14 protein-coding genes are annotated in these 15,270 nt (G+C 50.2%); 7 read left to right on the top strand and 7 right to left on the bottom strand.

Going from position 1 to position 15,270, the window contains the following annotated elements; genetic code table 11:
• Window positions 1-756: hypothetical protein (locus VMT62_08150; GenBank protein ID HVN96385.1), on the top strand; the 756-nt coding region annotated here is incomplete at its 5' end.
• Between the two features lie 10 nt (window positions 757-766).
• Here the strand turns inward: VMT62_08150 and VMT62_08145 are convergent.
• The gene (locus tag VMT62_08145; GenBank protein ID HVN96384.1) at window positions 767-1,225 is read right to left on the bottom strand and encodes a JAB domain-containing protein; all 459 of its coding nucleotides are present in this window, start codon (window positions 1,223-1,225) and stop codon (window positions 767-769) included.
• A 233-nt stretch (window positions 1,226-1,458) separates the two neighbouring features.
• On the opposite strand from VMT62_08145, the gene VMT62_08140 reads away from it, so the two are divergent.
• The 3 genes from VMT62_08140 (at window position 1,459) to VMT62_08130 (ending at window position 4,681) form a co-directional block, all read left to right on the top strand.
• Entirely contained in the window at window positions 1,459-2,181 is a 723-nt protein-coding gene (locus VMT62_08140) for a recombinase family protein (GenBank protein ID HVN96383.1), read from the top strand.
• Between the two features lie 96 nt (window positions 2,182-2,277).
• Window positions 2,278-4,068: a recombinase family protein gene (locus tag VMT62_08135; protein HVN96382.1), complete on the top strand. Its 1,791-nt coding sequence runs from the start codon at window positions 2,278-2,280 to the stop codon at window positions 4,066-4,068.
• Window positions 4,055-4,681 carry an ATP-binding protein gene (locus VMT62_08130; GenBank protein ID HVN96381.1) on the top strand — a complete coding sequence of 209 codons (627 nt, stop codon included), beginning with the start codon at window positions 4,055-4,057 and terminating at the stop codon, window positions 4,679-4,681. Before VMT62_08135 ends, VMT62_08130 begins: the two co-directional genes overlap by 14 nt.
• 32 nt (window positions 4,682-4,713) lie before the next feature.
• Here VMT62_08130 and VMT62_08125 read toward each other — a convergent pair whose 3' ends face one another.
• Window positions 4,714-5,538 (bottom strand): lipopolysaccharide kinase InaA family protein, encoded by an 825-nt coding sequence (locus VMT62_08125; GenBank protein HVN96380.1) that lies wholly within the window; start codon window positions 5,536-5,538, stop codon window positions 4,714-4,716.
• 106 nt (window positions 5,539-5,644) lie between these two features.
• Between VMT62_08125 and VMT62_08120 the strand changes: the two genes are divergently transcribed.
• Window positions 5,645-8,209 (top strand): cation-translocating P-type ATPase, encoded by a 2,565-nt coding sequence (locus VMT62_08120; protein HVN96379.1) that lies wholly within the window; start codon window positions 5,645-5,647, stop codon window positions 8,207-8,209.
• A gap of 39 nt (window positions 8,210-8,248) precedes the next feature.
• Here VMT62_08120 and VMT62_08115 read toward each other — a convergent pair whose 3' ends face one another.
• The gene (locus VMT62_08115; protein HVN96378.1) at window positions 8,249-8,971 is read right to left on the bottom strand and encodes an MBL fold metallo-hydrolase; all 723 of its coding nucleotides are present in this window, start codon (window positions 8,969-8,971) and stop codon (window positions 8,249-8,251) included.
• 193 nt (window positions 8,972-9,164) lie between these two features.
• Between VMT62_08115 and VMT62_08110 the strand changes: the two genes are divergently transcribed.
• Together VMT62_08110 and VMT62_08105 are read left to right on the top strand one after the other, a co-directional pair.
• The gene (locus VMT62_08110) at window positions 9,165-9,860 is read left to right on the top strand and encodes a tetratricopeptide repeat protein (protein HVN96377.1); all 696 of its coding nucleotides are present in this window, start codon (window positions 9,165-9,167) and stop codon (window positions 9,858-9,860) included.
• A 65-nt stretch (window positions 9,861-9,925) separates the two neighbouring features.
• Entirely contained in the window at window positions 9,926-10,942 is a 1,017-nt protein-coding gene (locus VMT62_08105) for a radical SAM protein (GenBank protein HVN96376.1), read from the top strand.
• Window positions 10,943-10,951: 9 nt separating this feature from the next.
• On the opposite strand, the gene VMT62_08100 is transcribed toward VMT62_08105, so the two are convergent.
• From VMT62_08100 to VMT62_08085, 4 genes are all read right to left on the bottom strand, one after another.
• The gene (locus tag VMT62_08100; protein ID HVN96375.1) at window positions 10,952-12,352 is read right to left on the bottom strand and encodes a cache domain-containing protein; all 1,401 of its coding nucleotides are present in this window, start codon (window positions 12,350-12,352) and stop codon (window positions 10,952-10,954) included.
• A gap of 350 nt (window positions 12,353-12,702) precedes the next feature.
• On the bottom strand, window positions 12,703-13,425 hold the full coding sequence (locus VMT62_08095) for a class I SAM-dependent methyltransferase (GenBank protein ID HVN96374.1): 723 nt from the start codon (window positions 13,423-13,425) through the stop codon (window positions 12,703-12,705).
• 265 nt (window positions 13,426-13,690) lie between these two features.
• The gene (locus VMT62_08090) at window positions 13,691-15,049 is read right to left on the bottom strand and encodes an MFS transporter (protein ID HVN96373.1); all 1,359 of its coding nucleotides are present in this window, start codon (window positions 15,047-15,049) and stop codon (window positions 13,691-13,693) included.
• A 36-nt stretch (window positions 15,050-15,085) separates the two neighbouring features.
• On the bottom strand, window positions 15,086-15,270 hold a 185-nt coding region (locus VMT62_08085), incomplete at its 5' end, for a hypothetical protein (GenBank protein HVN96372.1).

The raw sequence follows: 15,270 nt of genomic DNA, 5'->3' as shown, positions 1-15,270 counted from the left end.
GTTCTTAGAGAATCCAAAAGACACTGGCAGTTTAAGTGGCGTGGAAGAATTGAGAAGGAATTTCTCTTCGAGACGGTTCGTGCCAAAGCGCTCCTGCCATTTATGGTTAAGAGAAGTCAATTGGTTTTCCTGCCTCTCACGGACCATAAAGATGGTATCCGTATTCTGCAAACCGATGAACTACTAAAGAGTCGTAAGCTGTATGCGGCACAGTGGCTAAGAGGGGTGGAGCAAGCGTGGAAACCTCTCTTTCCAAACAAGAGCTCTCTTACTGAGGGCCTCGCTTCAAACCAGGCACTTCTGGCACAAGAACCAAAGAAAGAGATGGTGGTGCTTTGTAGCGTTATCGGCTCCAAGCAGAGCGCTGCTCTATATACTTCCGATGCCAAAGCTCGAAGTCATGACGGAAATGGATTCATTGCCAACCATGAAACCTATTATTACTATCCCCAAAGTGCTGATGAAGGAGACTATTTGTGCGCCGCCTTGAACTCCCGGCCCGTGACTGAAAAGCTCCAGAATCTGCGATCTAATCCTTCAGGTGGAATAAGAGCCTTCCATCGCTTTCCTACTATACTCGCCGCGATGCCACGTTTTGATCCCGACGATCCCGCGCATCAGACTCTCGCTGAATGTGGCAGGGAATGCCGGATAGCGCATGGAGATTCTGGTGAGAAGGTTAATGGGTCAAGGAAACAAACGTTTCGCACATTTTTATCAAGAATAGACAAAACAGTCGACTCCTTACTCGGATAATCCATCTCTCTTACATTAGCCCATTTTCACGGAAACTCTTATACATCCTTGATCCGATAATAATGTGGTCGAGAACTTCAATGCCTATGATCTTTCCAGCTTCGGCGATACGATGTGTTATGCTCACGTCTTCCTCGGATGGTTCAGGGTGTCCAGAGGGATGATTATGCACCATAATGATGTTTGCAACTGCCTGCATAATAGCGAGCCGGAAAACCTCTCTTGGATTTACCAGGGACGCTCCTAAGGTTCCAAGAGAAACCATCTCGATGTATTTGACAGTGTTTCGTGTTGTGAGGCCGACTATCCAACAATGTTCTTTATCGCGGTCGGTTATATGTTCTGATCTGAGGATTTTGCGAAAGAGTTTTACTAATGAGCCGGGGCTTACGATTTCCGTTTTGTTGTCTCTGATCTTGAGTAGTACCTTAACCCCCTTCCGATTTATATCCTTTTTACCTGTAACCAATATCTAAATGGCCGTAATATCGTTGAGTTACGATATTATATTACTATGAAGAGCATCGTTTGGGTTGTCTCTGAATACGCCTGCGAAGCTACCCTGCCTTTACCATTATAACCAAAACGTTCGTTTAAACCCATAAGACTATATTAGGCAAATATGTTGTATTTAATGGAACGTATGTTATAATATAAGTTGTGTTTAGATGTTTTTGTCAAATATGTTGAGGTGTGTAAGAAATGAAAAAGATTAGTAATAGAAAAGATGTAGAAAATATACACGAAACCGAGCGCGAATTCACCGCACCCCGCAAGAAGCCCAAGCTAACCGGACAGAAACAAAAACAAAAATCCATTGCATATTTGCGTGTTAGTACAGATGGGCAAGACTGGGAAAAAAACAAGGCGGATATCCTCTTGTTTGCCAACAATAAGGACTTGGGAAAAGTGGAGTTCATCGAAGAAAAGATCAGTGGAAAGATACCATGGAGAGAAAGAAGGATTAAGGAAATCCTGGATCAACTGCAAAGGAACGACAATCTACTCGTCAGTGAATTATCCCGTCTCGGGCGATCCATGCTGGAGATCATGGAAATCCTCTCCATAGCCAAGGATAAAGGGATCAACGTGTATGCGGTAAAAGGCAACTGGACGTTAAACGGTACCATTGAATCAAAGATAGTTGGGATGGTATTTGCCATGGCAGCGGAGATCGAGCGTGACCTTATCTCCTCAAGGACCAAAGAAGCCCTCAGAGCGAGGAAAGCCGCAGGCGTGAAGCTGGGTAGGCCAAAGGGACCGGGGAAATCGAGGCTCGACCAATACAGACCGGAGATTGAAGCTCTCTTGAAGAACGGCTCGACACAGGTATTTATTGCAAAGAGGTATAAGGTAACGCCGGCTACCCTGTGTAACTGGATTATAAAGAAAAAGATCGACAAAGAACCCATGGTTCACCCTTGAAGAAAACGCGAAATCAGTGCAAAAAAGTCCGACAAATCTTTGAAGGTACGGTATGATTATGAGAGGTAGATTAATGCTCAAGTGGAGGTCTAAGGGATGGATTTAGATTCAAGAGAATCAACGCCAACCCCAGCTCTCGTGCGCGTGGCAGGATACACGAGAGTAAGCACAACGATACAGGCGCGTGAAGGTACTAGCTTGGAGGATCAAAGAACTATAGTAGAACGGGAATGTGTGAAAAGAGGTTGGCAGCTGGTTGCCTTCTTCAAAGACGAGGGATTCACTGGTCGAAACGATGATCGGCCTGGGCTTCGGAATCTTTTTGACGGAGCCAAACGAAGGGAATTCGATGTCGTCATGTTTACCAGTCTGGACAGGCTTGGAAGAAACACAAGAGACGTTTTGAACATTTATCATAGTCTTCTCGAAGACAATGCCATAGACGTGGTGTGTATACAACAGCCGGAACTAAACACAAACAGTATGACAGCGAAATTATTATTACCTACCCTTGCGGGTTTTGCCGAGTTTGAAAGCGCGATGATACGGAAAAGGACAGATGCGGGACGTAAATCGTCGTGGGCACAAGGCAAAGCTATTATGGGTTCTGTACCATTTGGTTATTATTGGGACAAAGTAGCTAAGAAAGTCTGTATTGATGAACAGCGAAGAAAAGTATATGACCTAATTGTCTCGATGTACCTTGATCGACGGATGAGCCTTAAAGATGTGGCCCTTCAACTCAACTCGGAGTCCATTGCTCCACCAAGAAAAAAGAGTAGAGGTTGGAATCATGTTACCATAGCCGATATACTCAAAAACGAGGCCTACACCGGGAAAGTTATCTATAACAAACAGAAATTTATCCGAAGGAACTCGAAAAAGACAGGCAAACAGTACTTCATGGCAGGAAAAGAAAAAAAGGATCCCCAACACGCGATAACAATTGAGTTTCCAGCTTTTATCACTAAGGAGCGCTTTGATGAAGTTCAGAACCTAATGAAGTCCAAGGTGAACAGACCAAAAAGAAGATCGACAGAAATGGAGAATCACTTCCTGCTCGATAACAATCTCCTCTTTTGTGGAGAATGTGGTGCGCGAATGAAAAGGCACTTTACGCCCGGTCGAGACACTCACTTCGACTACCATTGCTACTGGAATTTCGCGACTAAGAAAGAATTGGCAGAGTTCAAGCGTGAGAAATGCATATTCAGAACGGATGCGGGACAGCTTGATGCCACCGTACTATATGAGGTTATCGAATTCTTGAGCAATCCGGAATTGTACCTGAAGGGCTGGCTTAGGGAGCAGGACATCGAGGATATCAAACGCAGCAAAGAGCAGCCTTCGATGAAGAAGAGACAGGAAGAAAAGGCTTACGAAAGGTTGCTTGATGAAGCAAAATATGATGTTGGCCGAGAAATTGTACAGCACAAACTTGAGGAACAACGGCAGGTGATTAATACGGTGAGCCGGGAGCTACAAAAGGTTGAGAGAGAACACGATATTGTCCAGCACAAGTATGAGTACTTGGAGGAGTTCAAAAAAGCTTTTACGGGAAGCAGCAAGGCCAAGAAAATCCGCTCTCATTTCAAAATAAGGTCGAAGATCGAGGAGTTTATTGGGACTCTAAGTTTTCGAGACAAGAAGAGGATAGTTGAGGCGGTAATCAGCCCAGAAACCGGAGGGAAGATTATTGTTAAGTACTACAGAGAGAACCCCGATGACATACCAGAAGAAGCGGGGAAAGTAGCTATCCTTGAAGGTCCTCAACCGGACAAGCCCCCCGTGGTTGAATTTGACTTTGAAGCTGATCTGACCAAGATTAGCAATCTCATAACCGCAATAGATAGGACTAGCCTTTTGATTAAACTTGATACTCGATGAGTTCCCCGAATTTAAACGCAATGCACTCGATTCGTTGAGACAGCCGCTCGAGGACGGAGATGTAATGATCTCCCGGGTTAATCACGCTATTACGTTCCCGGCGCGTTTCATGCTTGTGGCTGCCATGAACCCTTGCCCCTGTGGATACTTCGCGGATACGCGACGGTCCTGCACGTGTAGCGGCTCCCAGATTCACAAATACCGGTCTCGCATTTCGGGGCCGCTCCTTGACAGAATGGATATCCACATCGAGGTGCCGCCGGTCACGATCCGTGAGCTCTCACTCGACAGGGAAGAGGAGTCATCGGTCCTTATCAGGGAAAGGGTCGTGAATGCAAGAAGAATCCAGGCTGAGCGGTTCAAAGGCAAAAAAATATATGCCAACAGCCAGATGCCTACACGGATCATAAAGAAACACTGCGGGCTCGGAGAGGACGCTCACAATCTTCTTGAAAAGGCCATCGAAAAGTTCGGCCTCTCGCCCAGGGCCTATCATAGAATACTGAAGGTGGCCCGCACCATAGCAGACATCGAAGGGTTGGAGCACATTGAAGAGCCGCACGTGGCAGAGGCCCTCCAGTACCGCGTCCTCGATAAACGGCTCGTCTCATAGGTCTAACACGGCCCGATTTGACGCGCGAGGCGCTATGATTGGGGTGAGTTTCGGCTTTCGCGTTTCTTGCCGTAGAGTGTGTTTTCCATCCACCATCCCAGCCGATACATAAGGTGCCTCAGGCCTAATTGTTTCTGCATTTCTTGTATCAGAGAATAGCCGGAGAGCCGCTCGAAGACCTTAAGGAACAATACCTTTTCTTGAAGTGTTACCACGAGGTCTCCCGCCCGCTCCCTCTTTTCTGCAAACCTGTTGAGCCTCCAGAACATCCGCTTTATATCGCACTTGGTGACGGCTTTCCGGTAGGCCCTGTCAAAATCGAGTAATCGGAGTCCGCGCCCTTTTGTAACAAGGGCATTCTTGAGATGCAGATCAGGATGATAGACGCCGAGTCGGCACATATTGAAGATAATGTGCGCCAGGTCCCGTATGACCCTCATCCTTGTTCTTCTATTCGATGTATTCATGAACTCCACCAGATCCACGGCATCTTCCTCAAATACGGTGAGGAGATAGAGGTCTTTGGCAAAGAGCCTTCTTTTTGTAATGTATCCATAGGGCTTGACCGTCGGAAAGCCATGATTTTCAAGGTGCGTCATGACCTCCAGTTCTGATGCTGCCCTTTTCTCGCTCAGGAATGCATCCCCTGTCAGGGCTCTGAGCAGGCCGCCATGGATGTATTTTCTGCACGCAACGAGACCCTCTCCGAGAGAGAGCACCCTGATTTCTCCTCTTCCCTTTTTCATGAGCGAGTGGGGGTTCAATAACTTAGCCACGAGGGCCTCGCCGTCAAGCAAGATTTCGTGGCGACAGGTAATCGTATAAGGACCCACAGATGCCCGTATAACCGTGTCCATATACCATGATTGTATACGAAGCGAAGACGTTTTTCATCATTGAAATGATCCCGCCGATGGTTTACTCTTAGTCGAATAAACCTACGCACATCGTTAAGAGGTATGAGTGGCTCAAGCGTTCGATATCCAAACCATCACGGGGCTCACCGAAGCGGAGGCAGAAAAGAGGCTTAACGCGGACGGCTACAATGAGATTCCTGCCACAAAGAGCCGTTCGACCCTTGCCATCATTATCGAGGTGATCCGCGAGCCCATGTTTCTTTTGCTCGTGGCCTGCGGCATTATCTACCTGGTCTTGGGAGATATCCGGGAGGCCTCGATGCTTCTCGCCTTTGTCATGGTTGTCATCGGTCTCACCTTCTCCCAGGAGCGAAAAACAGAACGGGCCCTCGAGGCATTGCGAGACCTTTCGAGTCCCAGAGCACTCGTGATTCGTGATGGAGAGCAGAGACGCATCGCCGGAAGGGAGGTGGTGCGCGGAGATATTGTTGTCTTGAATGAGGGAGACCGTGTGCCTGCTGATGCGGTCCTTCTTTCCTGCACAAATTTCTCCGTGGATGAATCCCTGCTCACGGGCGAATCTATCTCGGTCACCAAAATGGAATGCACCGATGCGGATCTCGAAATGGGGCGTCCGGGGGGTGATAACATGCCTTTCGTCTATTCCGGATCCCTCGTGGTGAGGGGCCAGGGCATCGCGAGTGTTCGCTCAACGGGGATAGCCACACAGATCGGGAAAATCGGAAAGACGCTTGAGACCGTGGAAACAGAAAAGACGCTTACGCAGCAAGAAACGGGAAGGCTTGTACGCACTATCGCGCTTATCGGGGTCGGACTCTGCGTGCTCGTCATTCTCCTCTACTGGTTGACACGGGGGAACCTGCTCGCGGGATTCTTGGCCGGCATTACCCTCGCCATGGCCATGCTTCCCGAGGAATTCCCCATGGTCCTCACCATATTTCTTGCCCTCGGGGCGTGGCGCATTTCCCGTAACCGGGTGCTGACACGCCATGTTGCTGCGGTCGAAACCCTGGGATCGGCCACGGTGCTCTGCACGGACAAGACGGGCACCATCACGCTTAACCGCATGTCCGTGAGCAAATTCTTCGTTGACGGGCAATACTACGATACAAAGAGCATGCAGAAGAACTCTCTGCCTGAGCGGTTTCATGAACTCGTGGAATATGCGATTCTTGCGAGCCAGAAGGATCCTTTCGACCCCATGGAAAAGGCCTTGAAGAGGCTTGCCGAATATACCCTCTCCGATACAGAACATCTCCATGATAACTGGATGCTCGTCCGCGAATACCCCCTTTCACGGGAGCTTTTTGCCCTGTCGCACGTATGGAAGTCACCCGACGGAAAGGACTACATCATAGCGGCCAAGGGCGCGCCGGAAGCGATCATAGACCTCTGCCATCTCGACGCATCCAAAAAAAGGGAATTGTCAACACATGTAGGCGCTATAGCGGATCAGGGTTTACGAACCATCGCCGTGGCACGGGCGTCTTTCACCGAACGAAATTTGCCTCATGAGCAACACGATTTCACCTTCGATTTTCTGGGCCTCGTGGGGCTTATGGACCCGGTCCGTGAAGGCGTCTCAGAGGCGATTGCGGAATGCCACAATGCGGGTATCAAGGTCGTTATGATCACGGGCGACTATCCCGGTACTGCGCTCAACATAGCACAGCAGATCGGCCTCAACCCAGCTCACAGCGTGATGACGGGCGTTGAGCTCGACGCCATGGATGATGAGAATCTCCGCAGAAAGATTCAGGAAACGTCGGTTTTCTCCCGGGTCATACCGGAACAAAAGCTGAGACTCGTCAATGCCTTCAAGGAAAACGGCGAGGTTGTGGCTATGACCGGCGACGGGGTCAACGACGCGCCCGCGCTGAAAGCGGCGCATATCGGAATCGCCATGGGTGGCCGGGGCACAGACGTGGCTCGCGAGGCATCTTCTCTCGTGCTCCTCGACGATGATTTTTCTTCTATCGTAGAGGCCATCAAGATGGGCCGGAGAATCTTCGATAACCTCAAAAAGGCAATGGCCTATATCTTCGCCGTGCACGTGCCCATAGCCGGCATGTCGCTCTTGCCGCTTCTATTCGGATGGCCGCTCATCTTCCTACCGGTGCACATTGTCTTTCTCGAACTCATCATCGACCCGGCCTGTTCCGTGGTCTTTGAATCCCAAAGGGCCGAAAAGGACCTCATGTTAAGGCCCCCCAGGCGTTCAAGGGAATCACTCTTCGGCAAAAAGATTATCGGCCTTAGCCTTCTCCAGGGTTTGAGCGTACTTGCAATCGTCATGGCAGTCTTCGTCATCGCCCTGTCACGGGGCCAGGGAGAACAGGATGCGCGGGCTCTTTCTTTCAGCACGCTCATTGTGGCAAACCTCTGTCTCATCCTTACCAATCTCTCCTGGTCACGGACGGTCTTTTCCACGCTCCGCTCGTCTCACGCCGCTGTGTGGCTTGTGGTGTCCGGGGGAATTATCTTTCTCGGGCTCGTGCTCTATGTGCCTTTTCTCCGCAGCCTCTTCCGTTTTCCCACGCTCCACCCCCTTGACCTTCTCATCTGCCTTGCCGCCGGGGTATTAAGCACAATCTGGTTTGAATTCCTGAAGATCGTAAGCAAGAAGCTCAACAGACCTCTCTATGGATGAGTGCGCCGATTAAGCCGTAAGGATGCAGGTAACGTGGCGTCAGAATTCCACTTCAAGGCCATCTTCCCCCAGAAGATAAGGCGGATGGAGCACGCCTCGAAAATCCTCCCAATCCGGATAGAGGTGTGAAAGGATGACCCTTTTTGGCTTCGCCTCTCTCACAAGCCTATCAAGCAGGGCAAGATTGAGATGCCCCTTGATCTTCCGCTCCGGACAGGAACAGTCGACCACGAGAAGGTCCGCAGTTGAGGCAAGCCGCGCAAGGTTCTTGGAGTAGTCCGTGTCCCCGGAAAATACCAGGGATGCCCCCGCTTCCAGCCGAAAAGCTGTGCTCTCAGGGTTGTGGGTAACGTGAGCGGTCTTCATAGTCAGACCACCTACTCTGATGCTACTGCGGGGCAGGCTACGCACGGTGAGCCCATACGATTTTGGTTGAATCCATGGATAGACGCCCTTAAGGCCGCGATAAAATTTATGGATGCCCTTGCCTCCGACGATAAGAAGCGGCTTTTCTCTTGGCGGGACGCCATAATTGCAGGCAAAAAGAAAGCTCGCGAGGTCGGCTGTATGATCGACATGGAAATGGGTAAGGGCAATAACGTCTATGTCCTCAATGGAAAACCCATATTCTATAAGCCTTTTCACCACGGCAGGCCCAATATCCACAAGTACCGTGGATCGATCGGCGGTCACGATATACGATGAGGAGCCGCGTTCAAGGGATGGGGTTGCTGATCCTGTTCCGAGTATGGTAAGTTTCACAGCGCTTCTTCAGCCTTATACATTCATATACCATAAAAGCTTCCCGCGCATGAGCAAAACCTTAGTCCGCCGGATGGAGGAATTCATGGTATAATGAGGCAGAGTGATCGGTTGCGATGGAAAAGGCTATCAAATGCGCGCCGGTTGCGCGGTCAACACGCGAAGGGATTTTACGCTCAGAAGGGAGTCCGGAATGAAGAGGGTAGCGAACAAAACCGTGCGCGTGGCCGCTTTCGCCATGGTGGTCGTACTCGCACTCGCTTCCTGTGCGGGGCTAATCACGAGCCAGGCGCGGGGTGAATTCGATACCGGGCGGGCACTCTTCAGTCAGGGTATGTTTGAGCAAGCCATACCCTATTTTGAAAGGGCCATATCCATGGACCCCGATTTCTACGAAGCCAACCTCTATCTCGGGCGGTCTTACCTTAACCTCCGCAATTACGGAAAAGCCTTAGGTCCCCTGCGCACAGCCTATCGTCTGTCCCCGGAGGACTTCAAAAAACAAAGCGTAGATATCCTCGTGGATGCCCTGCTTGGAGCAGCCCTGTCGGAGGCGAATCAGGGTAATATCGGGGCCTCCTTGGGCTATGTCAGGGAAGTCCTGTCCACAGATCTCAAGGCGGAAAGGGTCAGAGAAGATATTTCGCGGGTTTTAGTGGCCGTCGCCATGGAGCTATTCAAAAGCGGGAAGGTGCGCGAGGCCATAGAGGAATATACTGAGGCGATTAAAGCGAATCCCGATAATTCCGATGCGTACGTCGGTCTTGCGAAAGCCTTAATCAAGAATGGTGATTTCTTGAAGGCGCTTGATGCAGCAAGCCGCGCCCTGTCAGTCAATCCGGAGAACACGGATGCCCTCGACATCATGAAGAATTCGGTAGGAAGATAGATGTGGCGGGAGACCCTTAAATGGACCGTCATCACTAAGGAAGGTAAGGCAGGTTTAACCTCAAAATGATCGTCCCCGTTTTTCTCCCTCACCTGGGTTGCCATACTCGGTGCACATACTGTAACCAGCAATTAATCACGGATGTGAAGGACACGGACCTCGGGACCGTCATAGGGAAAACGCTCAACGCTCACCAGGGGCCGTATGAAGTGGGTCTATTTGCCGGCAATATCTTCGGGATTGAGCCCGATCAACTCCGGCGTCTTTTTGCCCATTTCGAAGGGTACAGGGAGAGGATCGCTAATTTCAGGGTTTCAACAAAACCTGTTTCCATGCGGAATGAGACCTTAGAAATACTTAAAGCCAATCGCGTCACCGTTATAGAGCTCGGTATCCCTACCTTTAACGACAAGGTCCTCTCAAGGCTCAACCGGCGGCACAGCGCACAAGACTTGATTTCATCTTATGAAACGCTCGTCAAACAGGGTTTTCGGGTGGCCCTCCAGTTCATGGTAGGATTACCCGGGGAAACCATGGATGATATCAGGCTCACCGTACAAAACATGACCGGGCTTAAACCTCACTATATCAGGATCTATCCGCTGGTGGTTTTTGAAGGTACGCGCCTGGGAGAAATGTATAAGAAAGGGCGTTTTAAGCCTATTTCTTTTGATGCCGCGCTTGACAGGTCAGTCTTCATTTATCTCAACGCCAAAAAGAGTGAAATCCCTGTAGTGAAGATGGGCTTAACAGAAAATGAGGTCATAAAAGAACAGATCCTTGCGGGCCAGTACCATCCTGCTTACGGGTACATGGTAAAGGCCAGGGCCTTCTACCTCGCCATGATGGCGAAGCTCGTAGCCGTTCCGATCAAAGGGAGCGCCATGACCGTTCACCTTAGCGCGGCAGATGTGGCGCACCTTACCGGCTACAAGCGTACGAATGTGGACCGATTTGAAAAAGAGGGTATTGCGCTTCAGTGGGAAGAGAAAGAAGTGCCCGAGGACAACTTTATCTTGCACTATGACGGCCGATCAGTGCCCGGCAACGTCCTCGATGCCATGGAAATGTTCCGGGATTAACGAGGAAGACTAGGGCTTGTCATCCGAATGTATCTTCTCAAATATGTCGGGGTATAGTTTCTTCGTACAGTCGGGGCAAATCCCGTGGCTGAATTCCGCTTCCGAATGATCCTTTATGTATGATTCGATCTGATTCCAGTAACCTTTATCATCGCGAATCTTTTTGCAGGATGAACAAATGGGAAGAAGGCCGCTTAATTTTTTGACTTCGGACAGGGCTTTTTCTAGCTCCGTGGTCTTGGACGTCAGTTCGCCAGTGCGCAGTGAAACCCGTTGCTCCAACTCCTGATTCAACCTGAACAAATCATCCTCGGCGCGTTTCTGCGCCATGAACGTTTCCTGAAGTTGTTCGGACATGCTGTTGAATGATCTGACAACCTCACCGATTTCATCCTTGCGGCCCGTGTCCGGCAACTGCTGCCATTCCCCCCTTGCCAGTCCCTTGGCTGCTCTGCTCAGGTTCTGAATGGGCTGGGATAGTTCGCGGGCGATCATCGTCCCCAGTATCAAAGCAATGAACAGCGCGATGGGGCTAAAGACCAGGATGTTTGAAATAATGGTCCGCGCCGGTCCGAGAAACTCACTGCGATCCTGCGTTACTGCGACACTCCAGCCGGTTATTTCAATGGGCGCGAATCCGGCCATCTTAGGCGTGCCTTCAAATGAATATTCCGCTGTTCCGGTCTCTTGGGCAGTCATACGCGCGGCGACGTTTTCGACGCCGGGGACTCTGAGAGAATCCTTTGTCAATATGTAATCCTTACGCGGATGCGCAATCGTCATACCGTTGCGGTCAATCATAAAAGAATATCCGGTCTTTCCAAGAGTAACCGAACCGATCGAATCCAGAAGATAATTTATCTTGAGCGCGCAAGCGATAACCCCCACAAATTGGTGATTGGCCATGATGGGAGCACTGAGCATGATGATCGGATCCCCCGTAGCCCTGGAGAACATGGCATCGCTTATGGTTGGATTACCTGTCCTGGCATTCAGAAAATATCTCCTATCGCTGAGATCGAGTCCGAGTCGTTTCACATCCACCGTGTCGATACGAATAATACCGGATTTATCGGTGATGAAGGCACCTTCGAGATAACTTCCGTAACTTTGGAATATCGCCTTCATTTTGGCTTCCATTACCCCGTAGTAATTTCCGGCCGAAGCTGCGGCGACAACCTGGGGATCGACGGCAAGCATTGAGATAGCCTTCAATTTGCCTGCAAGGTCTGTCTCAACATGATCGGCAAGACTTTTTGCAATGAGCGTGGCTCTTTCTCTTGCAAAGGACTCCATCGATTTGGATACATAATAGAAATTAGCGGAACCGACGATGACGAATGCGATAATCACGACCAGCATGCCGCCGATAACCATTTTGATCCAGAGTGACAAGTTTCTGATTTTCATAAATGTCCGTTGCGATTACGTATGGATAAGTAGATCCGCATGATTTCGATCATGATAGATTGGGGATCCATCAGTGAACTTATGTTCGATCATATGTTACAGCAAAAATCGTACGATGTCCAGCCTGCACAAGAATCGAATAAGTTTAGATGAAATATTAGTGCAAAACACAGGAAATGCCCATCCACACTGAAGGCGGAGGAGCGTCGATCAAAATGGGGGCGGGACTTTTGAATTGTTACAGGTGATCTCGATCATTTCGGACTGGATGGTAACCACACCTGATCAGCGTTGCGCACAATACATGGGGTGCGAACTGCAGGCCGACGATGATGCCTCACAGGATTTCGTTATTTCTTTAAACAGATGTAGGTGGTTTGAAAGCCCTTATCATACTCCGCGGTTTCGATGTGAAATCCACTCCTTGTGATTATCCCCTCCATTATCCAATCATACGTGCTGAATTCCTTTTTAATATGGATTACCGCCTCTTCTCCCAATTTTTTATCAGCCATTGTTTCGACGGACTCAATCAAGGCATCAATCTCGCGTTCCAGATCAGGTGTGCCGGAAGGAAATACGATGTCAAATAGGAAGAGTTTACCCCCCGGCTTAATCATTTTATGGCATCTGTTAAGCGCGGCTTGCTTCCAAAAATCGGGAAGGTGGTGGAGGACCGCTACACATACAAGGGCATCGGCCGGTTCATATTCATGTTCGTACGTGAGCAATCCGCCGTGACACCAAACAATATTGCTTAATCCATATTCGTCCGCCTGCCTTTTGGCATACTCCAACATTGCGACTGATATATCGACGGCATAAATAGTCCGGACGTGCTTCGCTGCATGAAGTGTAAAGGCCCCCGTACCGCACCCCAAATCAATAACAACGCTCTCGGAATTCAGAGATAGGCGGCGAATGATTTGCTCGCTTGCCTTGGCGTAATCGCGGAATTTCTTATGCATGGCATCATAAGCCAGCACTTCTTCTGCCTGGGAGAAATCAACCCCCGAGAAGCTCAATTCATCAAAATGCCATTTATGGGCGGGTCCCAATACGTTTTCACTCATCTTCTATCCAAAAAAACTGTCAATACAGACGCTGTGATTTGTAAGAATATTATGATGTTGAGCGTATACGTGTCAAGAGCAATTCTCCGCGATTGATGAGGTTGAACCAGGTGTAGCGCCGGTCTATAACGAAAAAACAGGGCGAGAAATCACTCGCCCCGTCTCTTCGTTCTCTTCAGTTGGCATTCTTGCTCTAACATGCCAAATCTTGAAACCATGTTCTTGGGCCGGTAAACCGCACCGAATAACCGCGCGCGATAGCCCTCTACCCTCGCGTTCCAGTAAGCTCCGCTTCGACCGTCTCCAGGGTTTGGCCCCTAACGTTAATCCTGTAGAAGAGCACAAGGACTGCGCAGACGAGCGGAGGGATCGCGAGGAAGGCAAAGTACTCGCTGAAGGAGAAGCCGGCAGATTGGAGAAGACCTCCAAGCAGAGGGCCACAAACCGCGCCGAACCTGCCCATGGTAAGTGCCCATCCAACACCGGTGGATCTCACAAAAGTTGGGTAGACTTCTCCCGTGACTGCATGCTGGGCCGACTGGCCCCCGATAACGAAGAAACCCGTGGCAAAACTCAGAACATAGAGTGCGATAGGGCTGCCGGTGGCCTGGCCGAAGAGCCAGGACACCACGGCCGCGAGTATGTAAGCGAAGAAAAGACCCGATTTCCTGCCGAATCGGTCGAGCATGACGCCAAGCAGGATAGCCCCCAAAAATCCGCCAAAATGGTCCATGACCGTGTAACCGTAGCTTTTCACGAGAGAGACGCCAGCTTTGGTGAGCAGCGTGGGCAACCATGTGATAAGGCCGTATACGGCAAGCAGGTTGAAGAAGTAAACGAGCCAAATGAGCACGGTCATGACTGCAAGTTTTGAGGCGAAGAGCTGTTTGACGCTCGCCTTCCGTTCAACCGCGGGAAGAGCAAAGCTTTTCTCAGTCCATTCCATCGGCGTAATCTTAGCCGCCTTCTCCATCCTTCTCAAGACCTGCCTGGCCCTGTCGTAGTGGCCTTTCTGGGCAAGGAAGCGGACGGACTCCGGAAGGAACCAGTACAGGAAAGGGATGAATAACAGAGGCAGAAGCGCGAAGAAAAGGACAATGCGCCATCCGAAGGCAGGAATGAAGATCATAGAGATCACCCCTGCGACGGCGGGTCCTATCATAAAGCCCGTGAACATGGTCGCCACCATCCGCGCCCTTATCCTCGCCGGGGCGAATTCAGACGCCAAAGTAATATTCAGCGTCAGTGCGCCACCCATGCCGATGCCCGCGAGGAACCGGAGGATACAGAAGGTCTTGAAGTCATGCACCCAGTAGAGACCACCGTTGAATACGGAGAACATGAGAAGCCCAAGGATCAGGGGCGTCTTTCTGCCTATACGGTCGGCAAGCATGCCGAGGCCGGCTGTGCCTATCATGAGTCCTATGAGGCCGTAAGATACGATCGAGCCAGCTGTAACGGGAGTGAGGTGCCACTCGCGGATGACGTTGGGCATCACGTATGCAAGGATCTGCGAGTCGTAGCCGTCGAAGAGCAGGGTCAGTACGCCAAGGACAACAAGACCCCAGTGGAAGCGGTTGAACTTGAGCTTATCGCAAAACTCGGTCACATTCGGTGCATCCATGCTGCGCCTCCCTTTTATATTGTCGGGGCTATTCGCTTATGCACCCCGCAAAATCCTTTCTGCGGCCGCAAGGTCCTCCTTCAAAAAGGCCGCGGCAGTTGAGTGCTTCTTCGACGCCAGGGCATCGACGATCTGCTCGTGGAGCTTAACAATCCCTTTCGATTCCTTCAGGTCCACTGATGCGTGCCTGCTTTTCAAGTCGCCGAAAACGGTTAAGATTG

It is taken from the genome of Syntrophorhabdaceae bacterium (assembly GCA_035541755.1).
Taxonomy (GTDB): domain Bacteria; phylum Desulfobacterota; class Syntrophorhabdia; order Syntrophorhabdales; family Syntrophorhabdaceae; genus PNOF01.
This window is presented reverse-complemented; position numbering and strand designations above follow the sequence as displayed.